We start from the raw sequence: 23,869 nt of genomic DNA, 5'->3' as shown, positions 1-23,869 counted from the left end.
AATCCTTTATTAATTAATGTTCATAAAATAGGCAGAATTTTCCCTAATTTATGTAATGTCTCTTCATATTCTAGTTCAACTTCGCTGTCGGCAACAATTCCTCCACCAGCAGAGGCATATAAAGTCTGTTTATAAGCGAGTAAAGTACGAATTGTGATACTTGTGTCCATCGACCCACATCGGCTGATATAACCAATGCTACCACAGTATAAATTACGACGATGTGGCTCTAGCTCTTCAATTATTTCCATTGCTCTTATTTTAGGAGCGCCGGTAATTGAACCTCCGGGAAAAGAAGCCTTAAGTAAATCACAGGCAGAATATTCAGGTTTTAGCTCACCTACGATCGTACTAACAAGATGGTGCACCGCAGGAAAAGATTCGATTTCGAAGAGTTTAGGCACTTTTACAGATCCAGGCTTTGCGACTCGACCAATATCATTACGTAATAAATCAACAATCATTAAGTTTTCTGATCGGTCTTTAGGGCTATTACGTAATATTTCAGGTTCTTTAGCATCAAGGATTGGATCTTGTAAACGTGGGCGCGTGCCTTTAATTGGTTTGGTTTCAATCTGTTTATCTTCTACTTGTAAAAAGCGCTCAGGCGAAACGGAAAGAATGGTAAGTTCAGGTGTACGTATAAAAGCAGAGAAAGGAGCCCCATTATTAATGGCGAGCTTCTGGTAAGCAACCCATTCAGAACCCTCATACTGAGCTTGAAATCGTTGTGCCAAGTTAATTTGATAACAATCTCCGGATTGCAGGTAAGCTTGGACTTTATCAAATTTGCTCGCATATTCCTCTTGAGTCATGTTTGATTGCCAGTCAGAGGTTAATGTAAATTCTTGTTTATCCTCTTTTATTGCTACAAATTGTTTTAACCAATCAAGACGATTACTACTTTCTGGTTGTATTAAAGTAAGTGTCGACGTTTTATGATCCGCAATCAATGCCCAATCGTAAATACCAACCGCCATTTCTGCTGTTGGAATATCCTGATCAGCGATAGAAGGGATAGATTCAACTCTACGACCTAAATCGTAACTAAAGTAGCCTAATGCTCCACCAATAAAGGGCAGTTTACTTATTGAATTACAATGAGGTGTTAATCGTTCTTGATAATGAGCAAGTAGTTGAAAAGGACAAGCTTCACTTGTTACCGGATCTTTTCCTATAACATTAATACGAGTGACGTTATGGTGAGTTTCTAAAGTAGCAATAGGATCCGCAACTAAAATATCGTAGCGATTATCTATGTGTTTGTGAGCGGATGAATGAAGCAGCATTGCCCAAGGTTGGTTTTCTATTGCAGAAAATAAATCAATCACAGAATTTGATTGATAATCAAGTAGGGTAACTTGTAGTTTTGCATCTAATTGATTGTTCATTTTGAGTTTTTTATAACCAGAGTGTGATGAGCAACGATAGCCTTGAATGGAGAGCAAGAGTATCATATTGCGAGTTCTAAAAGAAAATATAGATGACAATAGCTCAAGTCATTAAAAAATATAATTTTAAAATAGCCATGGAAGCATAAATATTAAGAGGGCCCTATGACGACTGTTCGTAAAGACACTATCATCCGTAATGAAGATGTGATCAGCTCTGTAGCTGATGCACTGCAGTATATTTCTTACTACCACCCACTTGATTTCGTTCAAGCATTAGAAAAAGCATATCATAGAGAGCAAAGCCAAGCCGCGAAAGACGCCATTGCTCAAATTTTAATAAATTCGCGTATGTCAGCTGAAGGACATCGTCCTATTTGTCAGGATACGGGAATTGTAACTTGCTTTGTTAATATCGGTATGAATGTTCGATGGGAAGGGGACTTAACCGTTCAACAAATGATAGATGAAGGTACTCGTCAAGCGTACACGAATCCAGATAACCCTCTTCGAGCTTCAGTATTGTCCGATCCTGCGGGTAAGCGTATAAATACAAAAGATAACACACCAGCAGTGGTGCACATTAATATGGTACCGGGCGATAAAGTAGAAATTCAAATTGCGGCAAAAGGCGGCGGTTCTGAAAATAAAACAAAAATGGTGATGTTAAACCCTTCAGATGATGTTGCTGAATGGGTAGAAAAAACCTTACCACTAATGGGCGCGGGTTGGTGTCCACCAGGTATGTTAGGCATAGGTATTGGTGGCACGGCTGAAAAAGCAGCAGTATTAGCGAAAGAATCATTAATGGAACATATCGACATTCAAGAATTGATTGATCGTGGTCCAGAGAACGCAGAAGAAGAACTTCGTCTTGATATCTTTAATCGCGTAAATAAGCTTGGTATTGGTGCGCAAGGCCTCGGTGGTTTAACTACTGTTGTTGATGTGAAAATTAAATCAGCACCAACTCATGCTGCGTCAAAACCAGTATGTATGATCCCAAACTGTGCAGCCACTCGCCACGTTCACTTTACACTTGATGGCTCAGGTCCTGCGGATCTACAACCACCAAAATTAGAAGAATGGCCAGACATTACGTGGGAAGCTGGTGCTAATACACGTCGAGTTAATCTTGATGAGCTAACAAAAGACGATGTGCTTGAATGGCGTACCGGTGAAACGGTTCTATTAACAGGTAAAATTCTAACAGGGCGTGACGCAGCACATAAACGGCTTCAAGGGATGATCGAAAGCGGTGAAGGCTTACCCGATGGTGTTGACTTTAATGGTAAGTTTATTTACTACGTAGGCCCAGTTGATGCGGTAGGTGATGAAGCGGTTGGCCCTGCGGGACCTACAACATCAACACGTATGGATAAGTTTACTGACATGATGTTAGCAACAGGGTTAACAGGTATGATCGGTAAAGCGGAACGCGGTCCTGCAACGGTTGCTTCTATTAAAGAAAATAAAGCGGTTTATTTAATGGCCGTTGGTGGTGCAGCGTATCTTGTAGCTAAAGCAATTAAAAAAGCTCGCGTAGTTGCATTTGAAGATCTTGGTATGGAAGCTATTTATGAGTTTGAAGTGGAAGATATGCCTGTAACTGTTGCTGTTGATTCAACTGGTGCAAATGCTCACCAGATAGGTCCAGATACTTGGAAAGTTAAAATAGCAGAAATGGAATAAAACAATAAATAGTTAAATTTCTTCTATAATTTTAATAAGCACTCATTTATTGAGTGCTTTTTTTATATTTGTATCTTTAATGTGAATGAATTGAGTGTAAGATGAGTTATTTGAAAGTAAGTATTTGATATATATTATGGAGGCGCAATGAAAAGGCTAACAACTGGTTTATTAATTACCGCGCTTATGGGTTGCACATCTTCAGCAACTCAGGATGTAAAAAAGAATGCAGATGATTGGTTTAATATTGGAGAAAATCGAGCTCGTAATGGGTTAATTATTCAGCCTGAAGTGCAATTAGCTCAAAATTATTCCGATGATGAAATGACGACTCAATTCTATAACGCTTATCTTCAAGGACACGAATCTGGAGTTAAAATTTACTGTGATCAAAATCCTTATATATTAGGGTTAAGTGAAGAACCATACTTCGGATTATGTAACGAAGGCTACTCTAATTTCTTAGATGAATATAAAAAAGGGTTAAACCATAAAAAGGAATAAAAACTTATTTCTTAATAACTAACGGTCAGTTATTTGCTGGATGCATAGAAATAAATACGTAATAATTCTTATATAAATAAATTCTTCATTACAAGGAACAGTATATGTTCAAGAAAACGGCCATTGCAGCAGTGCTAAGCTCCGTTTTATTAACAGGGTGTGATACTAAAGTCCCTGAAATAGCGGAGCCGGAATCACGTCCTGCAAAAATAATGACGGTTTCTGTTGGTGATCATGAGACTTCTCGGTTATTTCCAGCGCAAGCAGAAGCGGGTGACAAGGCAGTTCTTGCCTTTAGGGTTCCGGGGCAGCTTAATAGTTTAGATGTTCATGCTGGTGAGGTTGTCACTAAAGGACAATTATTAGCAACAATAAACCCAGATGAATACCGTTTAATTCAAAAGCAAGCCCAAGCACAGTATCGATTAATTGATGTTCAATACCAGAGGGTTAAAAAGCTTCGTAAAGACCAAGTTGTGTCAGAGCAAGATTATGATACCGCGGTAGCTAATAGAAAAACGGCGAAAGCAACGCTAGATCAAGCGAGTGCAAATTTAAGTTACACCAAGTTATCCGCACCTTATGATGGAACAATTTCATTATTACCAACCAAAAATTTTGAATATGTAAATGCGAAACAATCAATTATGCATATTCAAACCAATGATATTTTATACGTCGTCTTCCAACTTCCAGATTACTTATTGCAGCGATTTAGTTTTTCTGAGGTCTCTGCAAGTGTTTCTTTTGATTCGTTCCCTAATTCAAAATTCCCTTTAGAATTTGAAGAAATTGATACAGAAGCCAACAGTAAAACATCAAGCTACACTGTAAAAATGAGCATGCCTAGACCTAAGGATTTAGGAATACTACCGGGAATGTCTGGTCAAGTGAAAGTCACGATTCCAAAAGGAGGAAGTGAGAAGTTGCCACTTTCTGCCATTGAACAAGATGGTGATACGACCTATGTATGGCGCGTTTCTGATGATGGTATTGTAGAGAAAGTGGCGGTTCAATTGAACGATAAACGACAAGTCACTTCAGGCCTTAATGATTCAGACCGAATTGTTTCTTCTGGGGTTTCAGGGTTAGAAGAGGGAATTAAAGTACGTAAATGGGTTAAGGAAAGAGGATTATAATAATGCAAAGATTAATGAGATTTTCTTTACTTTTTACCACGTTATTACTTACCGCTTGTAATCCTGAATCTATTGATACAGTAATGAAAGCGCCAAATGTCCTTACAAAAACAATGGACTCCAGTTTAGCAAGTGATCGTCTTTACCTTCCAGCAGTAGCAACAGCGGCAGATCGCTCCCATCTTAGCTTTCGTCTTTCTGGTGAAATAACAGAACTCAACGTAAAAGCGGGTGAAACGGTGAAAAAAGGTCAAGTGTTGGCTGTTTTAGATAAAACTGATTACAACATTGATGTGGATAATGCTCGAGCTCGATATAACGTAGCAAACAGTCAATATCGACGTTCAAAGCCCCTAGTTGATAAAGGTTTACTTGCAAAATCGCAGTTCGATGAATTAGCAGCGCAGCGACAAATTGCATTGGCAGATTTAGAACTAACGAAACTTCGTTTAAGTTTTACAGAATTAAAAGCGCCGATTGATGGGATCATTTCACGAGTGAGTGTTGAGCAATTTGAAAACATTCAAGTTGGACAACAAATTGTGAATATCCATAATCGTGACTCTGTTGATATAACGGTTCAAGTCCCTGATAAGCTATATGCAAAACAGCCGAATCAAGGGGAGATTGATCTAATAAAAACCACCGTTCGTCTTGATGATGGAAGTACTCATCAAGCGAAAGTTAAAGAATACACAACAGAGCCAGACCCAGAGTCAGGTGCTTACCTAGTGACGCTCACCATGCCAATGCCAAAAGATAAATTTATTTTAGACGGTATGGCAGTAGAGGTGACAGCCGATCAAAATGATTTAAGTATTTCCAATCAGTTCGGCATGGTGATCCCTATCGAAGCCGTTTTCAACCAGGATGGAGATGATATTGATAGGAATCATAAGTACGTATGGATTGTGGATGAAAATAATAAAGTTAAGAAGCAAAAAGTGACTACGACAAAAGCCACATCAACAGGGTTAAAAATTGTTGATGGTGTTTCAACAGGTGACCAAATTGTGATTAAAGGGGTATCGCGCTTAAGTGATGGCATGGAAGTAAATATCATTAACGCGGAGGACAAATCATGAGTAAAGAAAAGGGAATAGCGGCTTACTTTATACAAAATAAAGTCATCAGCTGGATGCTGACTTTGATCTTTATGATTGGTGGAACTTCAGCATTTTTTGGTTTAGGACGTTTAGAAGATCCTGCTTTTACGATTAAAGACGCAATGGTTGTCACCAACTATCCAGGAGCAACGCCAGAGCAAGTGGAAGAGGAAGTTACTTATCCAATAGAGAAGGCGATTCAACAATTAACCTATGTTGATGAGGTTAATTCAATTTCAAGTCGTGGGTTATCTCAAATTACCGTCACCATGAAAAATAACTATGGCCCTGATGATTTACCACAAATTTGGGATGAACTGCGTCGTAAGGTCAATGATTTAAAACGTCAATTACCTCCGGGGGTTGGTGAACCGTCTGTTATTGATGATTTTGGTGATGTTTATGGGGTACTTTTGGCTGTAACCGGCCAAGGATATTCATATAAAGAGCTACTTGATTATGTGGATTACCTTCGACGTGAATTAGAATTAGTTGATGGTGTAAGTAAAGTCTCAGTGTCTGGTGTTCAACAAGAACAAGTCTTTATTGAAGCGTCATTAAAACGTATGACCAGTCTTGGTATTTCACCTCAAACCTTATACAACCTATTATCAAATCAAAATACAGTGTCTAGTGCTGGTGCGGTAAAAATTGGTTCTGAATACATTCAAATACACCCAACAGGTGAGTTTGAAGACGTCGCTCAACTCGGTGACTTAATCATTACAGAAGGTGGTGCTCAAGGGCTTATTTATCTAAAAGATATTGCAGAAGTAAAACGTGGTTATGTTGAAGTACCAAGTAATTTAGTTAACTTTAATGGTAACTTTGCACTGAACATGGGTGTTTCATTTAGCGCAGGCGTTAACGTTGTAGAGATCGGGAAACTGGTTGATCAGCGAATGCTAGAGCTGAAAGAACAACAGCCAATTGGCATTGATATTTCAGAGATATACAGTCAACCGAAAGAAGTCGATAAATCCGTTAGTGGCTTTGTTGTTAGTCTTGGTCAAGCCGTTGCTATCGTAATTATTGTACTACTGTTCTTTATGGGAGTTCGCTCAGGCTTATTGATTGGACTTATCCTGTTACTAACCGTATCGGGTACTTTTGTCTTTATGAAGTACTTCGCAATCGACTTACAACGTATTTCACTGGGAGCATTGGTTATTGCCTTAGGGATGTTGGTAGATAATGCCATTGTGGTGGTCGAAGGCATACTCATTGGTATGCAAAAAGGGCGAACACGATTGCAAGCCGCTACCGATATTGTTACGCAGACTAAATGGCCATTGCTTGGTGCGACCGTTATCGCGGTCACCGCGTTTGCGCCAATTGGTTTATCTGATGATGCTACGGGTGAGTATTGTGGGACATTATTTACGGTATTATTAATCTCCTTAATGCTAAGTTGGTTTACCGCGATCTCATTAACCCCTTTCTTTGCTTCTCTTTTCTTTAAAGAGACGGTTCAGAATGAAGACGAAAGTATTGAAGAAAAAGACCCATATAACGGTATGATCTTCGTTGTCTACAAGCGTTTTCTTGAGTTTTGTATGCGTTATTCGATAGCGACCATGATTATTTTGGTTGTCGCTTTAGGGGGGAGTTTGTACGGTTTTACTAAAGTTAAACAGTCTTTCTTCCCATCTTCTACAACCCCAATCTTTATGGTGGATGTATGGATGCCTGAAGGGACGGATATTCGTTCAACTAACGACACATTAAAAGAGTTAGAAGAGTGGATCTTAGATCAACAGCATATTGATCACGTAACCACGACAGCAGGCAAAGGTCTGCAGCGATTTATGCTGACTTACGCGCCAGAAAAAAGTTATGCCGCGTATGGTGAAATCATGACAAGGGTTGATGATTACCAAGCTTTACCTGATTTAATGGCGAAGTTCCGTCAGCACATTGAAGCTAACTACCCTCAAATTCAATATAAATTGAAACAAATTGAATTAGGGCCAGGTGGTGGTGCGAAAGTTGAGGCTCGAATTGTAGGTGCAGATCCGACAATACTTCGAGGTTTAGCAGCGCAAGTTATTGAAGTGATGCATAACGATTCTGGTGCAACAAACGTTCGTCATGACTGGCGTGAACGTACTAAAGTGATTGAACCTCAATTTAATGAGAGCCAAGCTCGTCGTTATGGTATTTCAAAAACTGATGTCAATGATCTGCTTGAAATGGCGTTCTCTGGTAAAGCGATCGGTGTGTATCGTGATGGCACAACATTAATGCCAATCGTTACTCGATTACCTGAAAATGAACGTGTAGATATTAGCACTATTGAAGGCATGAAGATCTGGAGCCCAGCGCTGTCACAATACATTCCACTACAACAAGTAGTATTGGGTTATGACGTAATTTGGGAAGATCCACTGATCGTGCGTAAAAACCGTAAACGTATGTTAACCGTAATGGCAGATCCAGATATCCTTGGTGAAGAAACAGCCGCAACATTACAAAAACGTTTACAACCACAAATTGAAGCGATTGATTTCCCAACAGGTTACAGCTTGGAGTGGGGCGGTGAGTATGAATCGTCTCGTGATGCTCAAGCGTCATTATTCCAAACTATGCCAATGGGTTACCTGTTCATGTTCTTAGTGACAGTGTTCTTGTTTAATAGTGTGAAAGAGTCGGTGATTGTTTGGTTAACCGTGCCATTAGCACTGATTGGCGTAACCAGTGGTCTACTCTTGCTTAATACCCCATTTGGCTTTATGGCACTACTTGGCTTCTTGAGTTTAAGTGGCATGCTGTTGAAAAACGGCATCGTACTGCTTGATCAAATTGAGATAGAAATACACTCAGGAAAAGAACCGTATCATGCAGTAGTCGATGCCGCATTGAGTCGTGTTCGTCCGGTTTGTATGGCGGCGATCACTACGATTCTAGGTATGATCCCACTATTGCCAGATACCTTCTTCAAACCAATGGCCGTAACTATTATGTTTGGTTTAGGTTTTGCAACCGTACTGACCTTGATTGTGGTTCCTGTGCTGTACCGCATGTTCCATAAAATTAAAGTCGTCGAATACTAAAATAGACGCATAGAATAAATGTTCAAAAGCCCATATTAGAATATCTAGTATGGGCTTTTTTTGTGATATTCTATCTGTATCAATCTGGATAATACCATTCTGGATAAGTAGTTGTTCAGATAATTGCGTAGGAAAAATTGATTAGAGCAAGGCATAAATTGCAGTAACTAGTGGTTCTAATTACAAAATTTATAACGCAGATATAATCGATTTTAACAAGCAAGAATGATCAAATACTTATGTAGATTGGTATAATACAAATGCAGTCCACATATTAGGAACAGTAAATGAGCCAATTAGATCAACAAGCAATGGACAAAATCGTAAATTCTCATGAAGAAGAGCGTTTTACTTACTTTATGAAAGAAGTTGTCGCTAATCGTGAAATTTGGATTTTGACTGATGAACACGGTTGTGTGATGTTGAATACCGAAGAAGAAGATTGCGTTCCTGTATGGCCAAATAAAGAGTTTGCAGAGGCATGGGCAACAGGCGAATGGGATGTATGTAAAGCCGAGTCTATTTCATTAAACAAATGGCATAGTCGTTGGACGACAGGTCTTGAAGATGATGAATTAGCGGTTGTTGTATTCCCTAATCAAAATGAAGAAGGGCAAGTATTGTTCCCTGACGAGTTTGATTTTGAATTAACAAAACAAGAAAGAAAGCGTTAATTTTTTATCAGAAGTAATATTAAATATAGACAGATATAAAAAATGGCGACTAACAGATATCTTTTAAAACTGTAGTCGCCATTTTTGTAAGTAAAAACGATATAAACTGAATTAAGCAGATAACATCTCTTGATATCGAGCTAAACCTTGCTCTAAATCTTCAATCAAATCATCGACATCTTCTAGGCCAATATGCACGCGGATCAAAGTCCCTTCAAAGTGAGGATGAGCCACCGTTCTTAACGCATTAAAGCTTTTTGGTTCATTCGCTAAGATCAAGCTTTCAAACCCACCCCAAGAATAACCCATACTAAAATGACTCATGCCATCAAGCAGGGCCGTTGTCGCTTTGCTATCAGATTGTTTTAGCACAAAAGAGAACAAGCCATTACAGCCTTTAAAATCACGTTGATAAAACTCATTGCCCGGGCAGCTTTCAAGTGCAGGGTGACGAACGTGATCAACCAGTGGATGCTGCTCAAGCCACTTAGCCACTTTAATGCTGCTTGCTTCGTGCTGTTTTAGACGAACGCCCATAGTGCGTAAACCACGCATCGCTAAATAGGCGTCATCAGGTGAAATACACTGGCCCATTAAATAGCTTTGTTCACGCAGTTGATCCCAATGCTTTTCGTTCGCTACTGCGGTACCAAGCATCACATCAGAGTGACCGACAATGTATTTAGTTGCCGCTTGAATCGAAATATCAACACCATGATCAAACGGCGAGAAGTTCACCCCCGCAGCCCATGTATTATCAAGCATAACGACAATGTCGGATTCATGCGCGATACGAGCAAGTAGCGGAACGTCTTGAACTTCCATCGTGATAGAACAAGGGGATTCAGTGAATAGCACCGTCGTATTTGGTTTAATTAAATCACGAATGCCTTCACCAATCATTGGATCGTAATAGGTAGTTTCAATGCCCATTTTCTTCAATATGGTGTCACAGTAATCACGAGTCGGTTCATAGCAGCCATCGACCATTAAAATATGATCGCCGGTTTTTACAAAACATAAAATAGCATTGGCAATCGCAGCCGTACCGCAAGGATAAAGGGCACAACCTGCGCCACCTTCAAGTTCAACCATCGCATCTTGAAATGCAAAGTGAGTTTCTGTGCCACGACGGCCATAAAAAAGCGTTTGTTTTGCGCGGTTAATCATGGCGTGCGTTTTTTTAGCAACGGTATTAAATACCACGGTAGAAGCGCGTTGAACAGGAGGGTTTACTACGCCTTTTGTCCATTTTTTGCTACGACCAGCAGTGACGTATTTGGTCTCTAATTTATCTGACATCTGAATCCATTCAATTATAAGTAAATAATACCTCCATAAAGCCAAAGTGAAGGCGAAATATCAAGGATTAAAACGAATTCCTGTCGAATAAATTTTAATTACTGCTAAAATTGCGCTATCTAGATGACATGTTGACTAAAAGAGTTAAATTAAAATGCAACAGAATGAATTTGAAACACTAGTTAAAGAACTATGCCAAAAAGAAAATCTTCCTCAAGTGCTAGAAGCATTAAAAACGAGTGAAGACCAAGACATCGTTGAAGCGGCACAATCGCTAGCGGGTCAATTCCGTCTTGCTGAAGTTGAAGGCGAGCAACGTATTTATCACGTATTTAATGATGAAGATGAAAATGGCGAAGCACAAGAGCTTGCAGAGTGGATCATGAACGAAGGTGATGACGTTATTAAATTCATCGCTTGGTTCTTCTACGCAATGTTCGATATGAAGCAAAAAGAAACGTATCAAGCAGCAGGTAAAACGTACCAGCAGCCAAAGCGTTCTTAATCGCAGTTTAGTTATTCCATGACTTCCAAAAGCCAATGAATTGATTCGTTGGCTTTTTTCTTATCTATTGTCTACGTTTATCTGACGGTTCGATTGCCCCCAACGGCATAACCTCGTAAAATCCACCACATATCAATTCGTTTGAATAGACGTGTTACTTGATACACGTTACCTTTTATATTAATTAGGCTCTATTGCATGACTAACAAGCTATCTCTTCAACAGCTCGAATCCTTCTTATGGGAAACCGCCGACATTCTTCGTGGCAACATGGATGCGTCTGAATTTAAAGATTACATCTTCGGCATGATGTTTTTAAAGCGCCTATCGGATGCCTTTGAAGAATCTCAAGAAAAAGTCATTCAATACTACCTCGACAAAGGCAAAACTCAGGCTCAAGCTGAAGATCTTGCTAATGATGAAGACGAATACGACAGTACCTTTTTTATCCCAGAAAATGCCCGTTGGTCAGCACTTAAAGATTTAAAGCACAACATTGGTGAAACGCTAAACAAAGCGACAGAATCAATCGAAGAATACAACTCGACGCTAGAAGGCGTGTTAGTGACGATTGACTTCAACATCAAAAACAAACTGTCAGATAAAAAGCTGCAAGATTTACTGTCGCATTTCAATAAGCATCGCTTACGTAATGAAGATTTTGAGCGTCCTGATTTACTGGGTACGGCTTACGAATACCTGATTAAAATGTTTGCCGATAGCGCAGGCAAAAAAGGCGGCGAGTTTTATACCCCAAGTGAAGTGGTTCAGCTATTGGTTGAGTTATTAAAGCCCCATGCAGGAATGCGTATTTACGATCCAACATCAGGGTCGGGCGGCATGCTTGTTCAAACACGTAACCAATTAGAAAAGCAGGGTGAAAATGCCGCGAACTTGTCACTGTATGGTCAAGAGATGAACTTGAACACATGGGCAATTTGTAAGATGAACATGTTCTTACATGGCGTACAAAATGCCGATATTCGTAAAGGCGATACACTGCGTGACCCACAGCACACCGAAGGCGGCGAGCTAATGAGCTTTGACCGCGTTATTGCCAACCCTCCGTTCTCATTGAAAAAGTGGGGTAAAGACGAGTGTGATAACGACGGTTTTGGACGTTTCCCTTACGGCACACCACCAAAAGACGCAGGTGATTTAGCTTTTGTACAACACATGATCGCCAGCACCAACAGCGAAGGCATGGTAGGCGTGGTTATGCCTCATGGGGTGTTATTCCGTGGCTCAAGTGAAAAGGCGATCCGCCAAGGGATTTTAGAAGACGATTTATTAGAAGCCGTGGTGGGCTTACCATCAGGGTTATTCTACGGTACGGGCATTCCTGCGTGTTTGCTTATCATCAATAAAAACAAATCAAGCGCACGTAAAGGCAAGGTGTTGTTCATTAATGGTGAATTGGAATTTGCAGAGGGCAAAAACCAAAACAAACTGCGCCCAGAAGACATCGCTAAAATTGTCGCCACCTTTGAAAACCACTCGTTTGAAAGCCAGTGTGATATTAAGCGTTATGCGCGTGTGGTGCCATTATCTGAAATTGCTGAGAACGATTTTAACCTCAATATTCGCCGTTATGCCGATACGTCACCTCCGGCGGAGATCTTTGATGTTCGTGCGATCCTTCACGGTGGCATTCCAATGCGTGAAGTAAATGACGAATACATTCAAGAGGAGATGTTAAACGGCTTTGATGTGTCGGCCGTCTTTGATATAAAAAGTGATAAAAAAGACAACGACTATTATGCATTCAAACCAAGCATTGAAAGCAAAGAGCAGATCCGAGCGGTTGTTGAAGAAGCGGTCGGTGATGTTGATGCGAAGATCATCAGCCAATTAGAACACTGGTGGGACAAATACCAAGTATCTCTGCATGAGTTAGATGCACAAGTGACCGAAGCCGAACAAGTAATGCAAGGTTACTTAAAGGAGTTGGGTTATGAGTGAGTTTGTGCCTGAAGGGTGGAGTGTAAATAAATTATCGGATATTTGTAATATTGTTGGTGGTGGTACACCAGAGAGAGCTAAACCTGAATATTGGGGAGGGGATATTCCATGGGTTTCTCCAACAGAAGTAACTTCTTTAAAAAGTAGATATATTACAAAGACGAAAGAAAAGATTACTGATCTAGGGCTAAATAAAAGTTCTGCGAAATTACATCCGAAAGGAACTGTTTTAATGACTAGCCGTGCAAGTATTGGCTATGTTGCTATAAATACAATTCCTGTAACTACTAATCAGGGTTTTCAATCTTTACAATGTAGAGAGAGTATAAATAATGAATATCTATATCAGCATATATCGTGGATAAAACCAGAATTAGAAAAATTATCGGCAGGTAGTACCTTTTCTGAGATATCATCGACAACTTTAAAAGGTATTCAGTTAACTTACCCACCACTTCCAGAACAACAAAAAATCGCCTCTATTCTCACCTCAGTCGATGAAGTGATAGAAAAAACACAGGCGCAAATTAATAAGCTCAAAGACCTAAAAACAGGCATGATGCAAGAGCTACTAACGCGCGGTGTCGGTGTAGATGGAAAACCACATACGGAGTTTAAAGAGTCGCCAGTGGGCAGGATTCCGAAGCCGTGGGAGGTTGAACTACTAGGTACATTAGCTTCTTTTGTCACTAGTGGTTCACGTGGCTGGGCTCAGTATTATTCAAAGTCAGGTGCTATTTTTATTCGTATCGGTAATTTAACGCGTGAACACATTAATTTCAGGTTCAAAGATACCATTTTTGTTACACCTCCGAATTCAGCTGAAGGTAAAAGAACATTAGTTCAAACAGGAGATGTGTTAATTTCTATTACAGCTGATTTAGGTGTGATAGCAGTTGCTAATGACGATATTGGTGAAGCATATGTTAATCAGCATGTATCTTTAGTTAGATTAAAAGATAAAAATATTTCTCGATGGATAGGTCATTTTTTATCATTTGAAGAGTCTCAAAAGCAATTTACAGCAAATAATGATGCAGGGGCAAAGGCTGGACTTAATTTAACGGCAATAAGAAATACTCTAATCGCATTACCACCATCAGGTGAAATGCAGACAATTGTTAAATCTTTAGATTCAGTTGATCAAGCGATAGCAATGAAGCGTAAGAGATTATTGAAAATCACAGATACTAAAAAAGCCCTTATGCAAGATCTCCTAACAGGCAAAGTACGAGTAAAGGTAGACAGCGAATAACCACATTAGCGTCAATTACACCTTGGGTCATTGGTGATTATTATCAATGACCCCCCAAGTCACCCCCTAAGTCACCCCCCAAGTCGGGACATAATAATAGTGATGAAAAAATCAGGCTAGGTACATGAAAAATAACGAATTCAATAAAGTAGAAGCCCCTGCCATTGCTCAGTTGGTTCAACTAGGGTGGACTTATATTCAAGGCAAACAACTGTCGCCAGATTATGCCTGTGCCGATGGTGTTCCTGAGCGTACTTACCTGCGTGATGTGGTGTTAGTCAAACGCCTTGAAGCTGCGATTAAACGCATTAACCCGTGGATAAGCGACGAGAACCTTCGCAAAGTCTCTCGTGAAGTTACGCACCCCAATTTCGCCGCCTTAATGGAATATAACCACGCCTTCTATCAAACCATGGTTAATTATCTCTCAGTAGAGCAAGACTTAGGCAAAGGGCGAAAAGGGCAGACGGTTAAACTGGTTGATTTTGAAACCCCAAGCAACAACGAATTCTTATGTACCAACCAATTTAAAGTAGAAGGCGCAAACCAAAGCATCATTCCAGATATTGTCTGCTTTGTTAATGGCATTCCACTCGCCGTGATTGAGTGTAAATCACCATATATCTCCGCGCCGATGAGTGATGGCATTAATCAATTACGCCGTTACGCGAATCTACGTCATACCGATGATCACGAAGGGGCTGAAAAACTGTTTTGGTATAACCAACTCATGGTATCGACTTGCCGAGATCAAGCCAAAGTGGGCACCATCAGCTCAAACAGTCAGCATTATGGTGATTGGAAAGACGCGTATCCTTTTTCTGATGCACAATTAGCACAACAGTTATTACGCGATAATATCGTCCCACTTCGTTCTGCTATTACGGTTCAAATCCCTGATGATGCGTTAGACGAGAGTGAAGATAACTCAGCAGGGCATGATGAGTGGCAACAAGCCGCCGAGCCAGCAGCAAGTTACGAGGTATTAACCGAAGTTACCGCGCAACAGCGTTTATTGGCGGGCATGTTCAGTATTTCAAACTTTCTCGATATTCTGCAAAACTTCATTTTATTTGAAACTGATGATGGTCGCTTAATTAAAAAAGTGGCGCGTTATCAGCAATATCGTGCAGTTAATAAAGTGATTGAACGCTTGAAATCAGGCAAGGATCGAAAAGAAAGAAGTGGCGTGGTTTGGCATACACAAGGCAGTGGTAAATCGCTGACCATGGTGATGCTTGCTGTAAAAATGCGTCGTGATGAAGAATTAAAACAGTACAAATTAGTGTTTATTACCGACCGAACTCAGCTTGATGAGCAGCTATCAAATACCTTCCGTGATGCGCAGGGTGAGACGGTGTATAACGCAGGTTCAGTGGCAGAATTAAAAGAATTACTAAAGAAAGACAGCTCTGATCTTGTGACCGCGATGGTGCAAAAATTTGCCGATCTTGAAAAAGAACAAGAGAAGCAAAAAACGGTAGCCGAAGGTTTTGTTGATTTAAACCCAAGTGACAAAATCATTGTCTTGGCTGATGAAGCGCACCGAACCCAATTTGGTGGTTTGGCAATGACGATTAATGCCGCGTTACCGAATGCGCCTAAAATTGGTTTTACAGGAACACCATTGCTGAAAACTCAAAAAATGAGTCAAGCGTTTGGTGGTTACATCGATGAATACAAAATCAACCAAGCGGTAGAAGATGGTGCAACGGTTAAATTGCTTTATGAAGGCCGTGAAGTGAAATCGGAAGTCGCAGGTGATTCACTCGATAAGCTGTTTGAAGAATACTTTGGTGAATACACTGAAGAAGAACAACGTGAGATCAAAAGAAAATACGGTGTAGAAAAGGCGGTTCGTGAAGCGCCTGCTCGTATTCGTTGGGTGTGTATCGATTTAATCAAACACTACAAAGAACATATTCGTCCTGATGGCTTTAAAGCAATGATCGTGGTGGGTAGTCGTCATGCGGCGGCTATCTTTAAAAAGACCTTAGATGAATTAGGTGCACCTCACTCAGAGGTGATTATCTCTGGCGATCACAATGATGAAAAGTACCTCTCTCAATACACAGATAAAGTGCATCAAAAGAAGGTTATCGCTAATTTTAAAAAACCTTTTGGTATCGATAAACAAGGCACTGAAGAGACAAATAAAAAGTTTAATAACACCGCTTTTTTGATAGTCAAAGACATGCTGTTAACGGGCTTTGATGCGCCTATTGCCCAAGTGATGTACATCGACAGAAAGCTGCAAGATCACACCTTAATGCAAGCCATTGCTCGTGTGAACCGAACTTATAAAGGCAAAGAGTGTGGTTACGTGGTGGATTATCATGGCTTAGCGACCCATCTTACAGAGGCGTTAGAGTTGTTCAGCAGCGATGATATAGAAGGTTCGTATCAAAGCTTAAAAGATGAAATACCAAAGCTGAAAGCCAAGCATACGCGTGCCATGTCGTTCTTTAAGCAAGTCCTTAAAAATGGCAAACCGAGTGACGATATTGATGATTACGTTTTAGTATTAAAAGATGAAACGGTGCGAGCGCAATTTGACATGGCATTTAAGCAGTTTGCCAAGCAATTAAACGTTATCTTGCCTGATGCCGAAGCGGCTCCGTTTATTCCTGATATGAAGTTATTAGGCAAGATCCACAACGCCTCAAAAAGCAAATTTCGAGACGAAGGGCTAGATATGAGCGAGATTGGTGCCAAAGTGCGTCAATTGGTGGATGAGCATATTCTTAGTACAGGTGTTGATCCAAAAATCGCACCGATTGATTTGTTAGCAGCTAATTTTAAAGAAAGCATTACAGCGATTAAATCAGATGAATCAAAAGCCTCTGAAATAGAAAGTGCCATTAAGCACCACATTACGATTAATTTGGATGAAGACCCAGAATATTACCGTTCGTTGAGTTTACGCTTGCGTGACATTATCGAAAAAACCGCAGGCAAATGGGCACAGCAGCTTGAGTTAATGTTAGAAATGAGAGGGGATATTGGGTCACAGTATCAACAAGCGGCGCAAGATGTCGGTTTGTCTGAAACGGAGTTCGCTTTTTACAATATTCTTATCGCTGAAGTCACCAATGTCAGTGATGGCGATGTGATTGCCGAATCTATCCATGATGAGATCAAAGCGGTAACCCAAGCGTTAGTGGTTATGCTTGATGAAGCAACGGAAATTGTCGATTTCTTCAATAAGCAAGATGAAATAAAACGCATGAAGAAAGAGATCAAACGTGCTGTGCTTGACCAATCCTTTGGTGATAAGGCCTTGGTGACGGTTCTACAAGATCGCTTTATGGACTTGGCGAAAACCAAGTTTGGAAATAAGTAGCATGGCAAAAGAGAAAAAGACAGAGCTGATCCAGCGAGAAAGTTATTGCGTTTACATTGAGCGCACTTCTCGCAGAAAAACCGCGTCCATTAAAGTGGAAGAGGGAAAGGTCACTGTTGTTGTACCAAGAAGGCTCGATCTTGATCGCATAGAAAAGGTAATTACAGATAAGCACGCGTGGATTATCGAAAAGCTCGCGTTAAATCAGCATGCGACACCAACGAATACGAGAGAGTATGTGTCGGGTGAAGCTTTCCCTTACCTTGGGCGAAATTATCGTTTAAAAGTAGTGGCGGGTGAGCTGACTCAAACCAAATTGGTCGCAGGGCGCATTTTGGTCACCGTGCCTGAACCTAAACATCAACCGCAGTATATTAATCGCGCTTTGGTGAATTGGTATAAGCGGAATGCTGAAAAGAAAATTCGTGAAAAAGTTCACCGCTATGCGCCGATGGTAGAGGTTGAAACCGCGGTTATTCGTATTAAAGAGTTTAAAAGCCGCTGGGGAAGTTGTACGCCTTACGGGGATTTAGAGTTTAATTGGTTAATTATGCAAGCGCCAAATCGCGTAGTGGATTATGTGGTGATTCATGAATTGTGCCATCTCATTCATCACGATCATTCACCTCAGTTTTGGAAAGAAGTCGAACGAGTAATGCCAGATTTTCAAGAGTGTAAAAAATGGCTTAAAGAGAACGGGCACCAGTTAATTGTTTAATCTATTGTTTTTATTATCAATAAATTGGCGTTTTTTTATGTGATCCTACGCATTAGTGTAAATGCTCTACTTCACAGTTTTATTGCAATAAAATAAACCTGTTTCATTTTTTGTCTTAGATCAAAAAGTTATTATCCTCATCAATGTTACAACATAAGCAGTTCTTAAAATTTATATAAATACTAATGGAGTTGGTTATGAGTGCATTTTTTATCCCTACAGTAAACTTAATGGGTGCAGGTTGTCTTACAGAAGCAATGGACAGCATTAAATCTCAAGGCTACAAAAAAGCGTTAATCGTTACTGATAATGTGCTAGTTGCAATTGGTATGGTTAAGCAGGTGTCTGATCTATTAGCTGAGCGCGGTGTAGACGTTGCTGTGTTCGATGGAACACAACCAAATCCAACGATTGGTAACGTAAAAGCAGGCCTTAAAATCCTACAAGAAAATCAGTGTGATCTTGTTATTTCGCTTGGTGGTGGCTCTCCACACGATTGTGCGAAAGGCATCGCTTTAGTTGCCGCTAATGGGGGTGAAATTGCTGACTATGAAGGTGTAGATCAATCACCTAAACCACAAATGCCGTTAGTTGCTATTAATACAACGGCAGGTACGGCATCTGAAATGACACGTTTCTGTATTATTACTGATGAAGCTCGTCATATTAAAATGGCTATTGTTGATAAACACACAACGCCATTAATGTCGGTAAATGATCCTGAGTTAATGCTTGCTAAACCTGCATCACTAACCGCAGCAACAGGTATGGATGCATTAACGCATGCGATTGAAGCGTATGTATCTATTGCAGCAACGCCAATTACAGACGCTGTTGCGATTAAAGCGATGGAATTAATCCAAGCACATTTGCGTACTGCCGTTTCTGATGGTCAGAATATTGAAGCACGTGAGCAAATGGCTTACGCACAGTTCATGGCGGGTATGGCGTTTAACAATGCTTCTCTAGGTTATGTTCATGCAATGGCGCACCAACTAGGTGGTTTCTATGATCTTCCACACGGTGTATGTAATGCGATTCTTCTTCCTCACGTACAAAGCTACAATGCTAAAGTTTGTCCTGAGCGCTTAAAAGACGTTGCAGAAGCAATGGGTGTCAATGTAGAAGGCATGACAAACGAAGAAGGTGCTCAAGCGGCATTAGAAGCGATTAAACAATTATCAAAAGATGTTGGTATTCCTTCTGGTTTGACTGAACTAAATGCTAAAGAAGAAGATTTTGATACCCTAGCTGAAAACGCATTGAAAGACGCTTGTGGTTTTACAAACCCAAAACAAGCAACTCATGAAGAGATTGTGAGCATTTTTAAAGCGGCAATGTAGCATAAATCTTAAAATCACCTTGCTCTTATGTTGCTTCTCTGCGTAATAATTGAGCACTTGATTGATGTTATTAGTATAAATAAGTAATTTATTAATAAAGGTCTAACATTTGTTAGGCTTTTTTTTGCGTCTTTCATTTTTACTAGCTATGCTTATGATCTTTTTATCTGATTAAATCGTAGAAGGTCTACTCTTCTCATTGAAAAAGGCAGTAAATCAGCATGGCAGACGTAAGAGCCCGTATAGAGTTAATGGTAGGACAACAAAGTAATATCCCAGCAGAAATGCTCTCGTTTGAAGGGTTAGAGACTGAAAAAGAACACGTTGCTGTCGTATTTAAGCAAGCAGATAAAACTCAAGTTACGCCTTTAGTTCGTATGCATTCAGAATGTTTAACCGGTGATGTGTTTCATTCATCACGTTGCGACTGCGGCGAGCAATTAGAAGAGACTATAAATCGTATGTCTGAGAGTGGCGGTATTATTTTATACCTTCGCCAAGAGGGACGCGGCATTGGCTTATATAATAAATTAGATGCATACGAGCTTCAGAGCCAAGGTATGAATACTTATGAAGCAAACAATCATCTTGGTTTTGGGGATGACTTACGTGATTTTAAAGAAGCAGCACAAATGCTTAATGCTCTTGGGATCACGAAAATAAAATTAGTGACTAATAATCCTAAAAAAATACAAGATATTCAGGATTATGGGATTGAATTAGATGAAGTGCTTAATACGCACGTTCATGTAAAAAAAGGCAATGAAGGATATTTGCAATCTAAAGCAGAGCACGGTCATAAACTTGATTTAGATTGATAGAAAATCGAGAAGTACTGGCAATTATACATAGAGCCTCATTATTGAATGGGGCTTTTTTATATCTGCAATATCACCGCTAATCTAAATGATAAATATTTGCATTTCTATTTGTTTTGGGTATATTACGCAAATAAAAATAAATATCATTAATAAAACCTTACAAGATCTGGTTAATGATTTACATATTCTACTCATTTGCTCAACAAGGACGATTTATGAACCACGTCAAATTTGCTCGAAACATCGTTACAGCATCACTCTTTATTTTGCCTACTTTTTCTTATGCCGCGACTCAAACAGAAGTTGTTGAACATTATGCAGATATTGCTCATGCGGTATACAGTGATTCACTAACGACAGCTCAGCAACTTGATAAAGCCATTCATACTTTTTTGAATAACCCATCTGAGAAAGGCTTACAAAGTGTTAAAACTGCATGGAAAGCAGCGCGAGTACCTTATCAGCAATCAGAGGTATTCCGTTTTGGTAATGCGATTGTTGATGATTGGGAAGGGCAACTAAATGCATGGCCATTAGATGAAGGCTTAATTGATTATGTGGCTGATGATTACCAATATGAATTAGGTAACGATGGCGCTAAAGCAAATATCGTTGCTTCTACTTCAATCAAAATTGGCTCAGAAACTCTTGATGTAAAAAATATTGAAGTAGACAAGTTAGCGGATCTTAATGAACTCGGTGGTTCTGAGGCAAATGTAGCTACAGGTTATCATGCGATTGAGTTTCTAGTGTGGGGCCAAGATCTAAATGGTACCAAGGCCGGTGCTGGTGAACGCCCATATACCGATTATGTTATTGGCTCGGCATGTACGAACGGTAATTGTGAGCGTCGTGCGGAGTACTTAAAATCAGCTTCTGAACTGTTAATTAAAGATTTGTCTTGGATGGAAAAGCAGTGGAAAGAAGGTGAGAAAAACTACAGAGCTGAACTGCTATCTGAGTCATCAACTCAAGGTTTACGTAAGATGTTATTTGGTATGGGTTCATTATCTCTTGGTGAGCTAGCTGGTGAGCGTATGAAAGTAGCATTAGAAGCTAACTCTACAGAAGATGAGCACGATTGCTTCTCTGATAATACACACAATTCTCATTATTATAATGAGCAAGGTATCTATAACGTTTACACAGGTACTTATACTCGTGTTGATGGTTCTTTATTATCAGGTCCAAGCATCCATGATCTGGTTGCTAAAGAAGATAAAAAAGCAGCCAAAGAAATTAAACAACAATTTGATGCAACGCGCACTCAAGTCGGTACGTTAGTATCAGCGGCTGAAAAAGATAATCAACATTTCGATCAGTTGATTGCATCAGATAATGCGGCGGGTAATGCATTAGTAAATAAATCAATCATGTCGCTTGTATTGCAAACTGCGTCAATCGAACGTGCTGCAAACGTCATTGGTATTACGAGTCTAAATCCAGATACCGCGGATCATGAATTTTAATTCTAAGAAAAAAACGCAATAAAAATAGCTATTAGCTCAATCACTTCTCCCCCCCGAGACAGTGATTGAGCTCTTTTATTTTCTAATAATTGATCTTATCGAAATAAAACAAATATAAATAATGCCAGTATTAGGCAAGCGATAAGAATAATATTAATGATTATCAGGATGTTAGATATCATGAATTCAGTAATGCTTGGAGCAGTTGCTTTACTATTACCACTCTCTTTTTCTGTTTTTTCTGCTGACGTAGATACTGTTTCTATGAACATCCCCTCTGGTGGAAAAACAAGCGTGAAAAAAGAAGGCCAAAATGCGTTTTCTTTACCTGCAGCAAACCTACCAATGAGTAAACGCCTCGACTTTAGTGTTGGAAACAGTTTTTTTCGTAATCCTTGGGTACAAGCACCGGCCTCTACTGATGCTAGAGATGGTTTAGGGCCTCTGTTTAACACTAATGGTTGTCAGAATTGCCATATTAAAGATGGACGTGGCCATGCACCAAGAGAAGGCGACACTAATGCAGTTTCTATGTTGGTGCGCTTAAGTATTCCGGCATTAACACCTGAACAGAAAAAACGTGTAATCCTTGAAGGGATTATCCCTGAGCCAATTTATGGTGGACAGCTACAAGATTTTTCACTCTCTGGTGCAAAGCCTGAAGGACAAATCCATATTAGCTATACAACACAAACAATCACTCTTTCTGATGGTGACGTTGTCACATTGCGAAAGCCTAAGTTAACTATTAGAGAGTTAGCTTATGGTGATATGTCTGAGAATGTATTGATGTCTGCTCGTATCGCTCCGCCAATGATTGGTTTAGGGCTATTAGAATCTATCCCTGAATCAACGATTTTAGGTTTTTCTGAGCAACAGAAACAAGATAATAACGGTATTTCAGGCAAAGCTAACCGTGTATGGGACGCGGAAGCAAATGAATTAGCTTTAGGTCGTTTTGGTTGGAAGGCAGGACAGCCAACACTAATGCAACAGAATGCCGCAGCGTTTAATGGTGATTTAGGTTTAACCAGTAATATGTTTCCTAAAGATGATTGCACCCAAGCGCAAACTATTTGTGAAAAACTGCCTCATGGTGGAACACCAGAAGTGAGTGATAAGATCTTAAATTTTGTCGAATTCTATTCACAGCATTTAGCTGTGCCTATTCGCCGAAATACGAAAGATCCTCAAGTCATTCAAGGCCAACGACTATTTAAAGAGATTGGCTGTGAAAGTTGTCATAAAACGAATATCAAGACGGCAAAAATTGAAGACAGACCAGCGTTATCTAATCAGTTAATTCATCCTTATACGGACATGTTACTCCATGATATGGGAGAGGGTCTTGCCGATAATAGACCAGAGTTTTTGGCTAATGGTCAAGAGTGGCGAACATCACCGTTATGGGGGCTTGGTTACACGCAAGAAGTGAATGGCCATACTGAGATGCTGCATGATGGTAGAGCTCGAAATGTATTAGAAGCTGTTTTATGGCACGGTGGTGAAGCACAACAAGCGCGCGATAAAGTCGTTCAATTATCAACTCAAGATCGTAATGCGTTATTAGCATTTTTAGATTCGCTGTAAGG

17 protein-coding genes are annotated in these 23,869 nt (G+C 39.9%); 15 read left to right on the top strand and 2 right to left on the bottom strand.

The genetic code is table 11. The annotated features are described in order from the left end of the window. Positions 1-20 precede the first annotated feature (20 nt). The gene (pabB, locus tag AC2IP4_RS07515; RefSeq protein ID WP_375322316.1) at positions 21-1,391 is read right to left on the bottom strand and encodes an aminodeoxychorismate synthase component I; all 1,371 of its coding nucleotides are present in this window, start codon (positions 1,389-1,391) and stop codon (positions 21-23) included. Positions 1,392-1,556: 165 nt separating this feature from the next. Between pabB and AC2IP4_RS07510 the strand changes: the two genes are divergently transcribed. The 6 genes from AC2IP4_RS07510 (at position 1,557) to AC2IP4_RS07485 (ending at position 9,559) form a co-directional block, all read left to right on the top strand. Next, positions 1,557-3,083 carry a fumarate hydratase gene (locus tag AC2IP4_RS07510; RefSeq protein WP_486307223.1) on the top strand — a complete coding sequence of 509 codons (1,527 nt, stop codon included), beginning with the start codon at positions 1,557-1,559 and terminating at the stop codon, positions 3,081-3,083. Positions 3,084-3,230: 147 nt separating this feature from the next. Continuing rightward, positions 3,231-3,587 carry a DUF2799 domain-containing protein gene (locus AC2IP4_RS07505; protein ID WP_375322318.1) on the top strand — a complete coding sequence of 119 codons (357 nt, stop codon included), beginning with the start codon at positions 3,231-3,233 and terminating at the stop codon, positions 3,585-3,587. A gap of 104 nt (positions 3,588-3,691) precedes the next feature. Then, a complete protein-coding gene (locus AC2IP4_RS07500) occupies positions 3,692-4,726 on the top strand; it encodes an efflux RND transporter periplasmic adaptor subunit (protein ID WP_486307224.1) in 1,035 nt (344 codons plus the stop codon). A gap of 2 nt (positions 4,727-4,728) precedes the next feature. Beyond that, positions 4,729-5,811 carry an efflux RND transporter periplasmic adaptor subunit gene (locus tag AC2IP4_RS07495; RefSeq protein WP_486307225.1) on the top strand — a complete coding sequence of 361 codons (1,083 nt, stop codon included), beginning with the start codon at positions 4,729-4,731 and terminating at the stop codon, positions 5,809-5,811. Continuing rightward, positions 5,808-8,885, top strand: a complete 3,078-nt coding sequence (locus AC2IP4_RS07490; protein ID WP_375322321.1) for an efflux RND transporter permease subunit — start codon at positions 5,808-5,810, stop codon at positions 8,883-8,885. Before AC2IP4_RS07495 ends, AC2IP4_RS07490 begins: the two co-directional genes overlap by 4 nt. Before the next feature lie 311 nt (positions 8,886-9,196). Beyond that, positions 9,197-9,559, top strand: a complete 363-nt coding sequence (locus tag AC2IP4_RS07485; RefSeq protein WP_371413442.1) for a DUF2750 domain-containing protein — start codon at positions 9,197-9,199, stop codon at positions 9,557-9,559. A gap of 111 nt (positions 9,560-9,670) precedes the next feature. Here AC2IP4_RS07485 and AC2IP4_RS07480 read toward each other — a convergent pair whose 3' ends face one another. After that, entirely contained in the window at positions 9,671-10,861 is a 1,191-nt protein-coding gene (locus tag AC2IP4_RS07480; protein ID WP_486307226.1) for a cystathionine beta-lyase, read from the bottom strand. A gap of 154 nt (positions 10,862-11,015) precedes the next feature. Here AC2IP4_RS07480 and AC2IP4_RS07475 point away from each other — a divergent pair, with 154 nt between their 5' ends. The 9 genes from AC2IP4_RS07475 (at position 11,016) to AC2IP4_RS07435 (ending at position 23,867) form a co-directional block, all read left to right on the top strand. Then, the gene (locus AC2IP4_RS07475; protein WP_375322323.1) at positions 11,016-11,366 is read left to right on the top strand and encodes a hypothetical protein; all 351 of its coding nucleotides are present in this window, start codon (positions 11,016-11,018) and stop codon (positions 11,364-11,366) included. A gap of 198 nt (positions 11,367-11,564) precedes the next feature. After that, a complete protein-coding gene (locus AC2IP4_RS07470) occupies positions 11,565-13,328 on the top strand; it encodes a type I restriction-modification system subunit M (protein ID WP_486307227.1) in 1,764 nt (587 codons plus the stop codon). Beyond that, complete coding sequence (locus tag AC2IP4_RS07465; RefSeq protein WP_486307228.1) at positions 13,321-14,583, top strand: restriction endonuclease subunit S; 1,263 nt, start codon at positions 13,321-13,323, stop codon at positions 14,581-14,583. The genes AC2IP4_RS07470 and AC2IP4_RS07465 overlap by 8 nt, the downstream gene beginning before the upstream one ends. Positions 14,584-14,707: 124 nt before the next feature. Then, a complete protein-coding gene (locus tag AC2IP4_RS07460; RefSeq protein WP_486310146.1) occupies positions 14,708-17,926 on the top strand; it encodes a type I restriction endonuclease subunit R in 3,219 nt (1,072 codons plus the stop codon). Between the two features lies 1 nt (position 17,927). After that, positions 17,928-18,644: a M48 family metallopeptidase gene (locus AC2IP4_RS07455; RefSeq protein ID WP_486310145.1), complete on the top strand. Its 717-nt coding sequence runs from the start codon at positions 17,928-17,930 to the stop codon at positions 18,642-18,644. Between the two features lie 197 nt (positions 18,645-18,841). Beyond that, a complete protein-coding gene (gene yiaY, locus AC2IP4_RS07450; RefSeq protein WP_375322328.1) occupies positions 18,842-19,987 on the top strand; it encodes an L-threonine dehydrogenase in 1,146 nt (381 codons plus the stop codon). Between the two features lie 221 nt (positions 19,988-20,208). Further along, positions 20,209-20,805: a GTP cyclohydrolase II gene (locus tag AC2IP4_RS07445; protein WP_375322329.1), complete on the top strand. Its 597-nt coding sequence runs from the start codon at positions 20,209-20,211 to the stop codon at positions 20,803-20,805. Positions 20,806-21,023: 218 nt separating this feature from the next. Next, complete coding sequence (locus AC2IP4_RS07440) at positions 21,024-22,277, top strand: imelysin family protein (RefSeq protein ID WP_486310144.1); 1,254 nt, start codon at positions 21,024-21,026, stop codon at positions 22,275-22,277. 180 nt (positions 22,278-22,457) lie between these two features. Then, positions 22,458-23,867 carry a di-heme oxidoreductase family protein gene (locus AC2IP4_RS07435; protein WP_375322331.1) on the top strand — a complete coding sequence of 470 codons (1,410 nt, stop codon included), beginning with the start codon at positions 22,458-22,460 and terminating at the stop codon, positions 23,865-23,867. Positions 23,868-23,869: the final 2 nt, after the last annotated feature.

The sequence above is a fragment of the Aliivibrio thorii genome, from assembly GCF_057368585.1.
The sequence above is the reverse complement of the archived record's forward strand: the minus strand, read 5'-3'. Positions and strand labels throughout refer to the sequence as shown.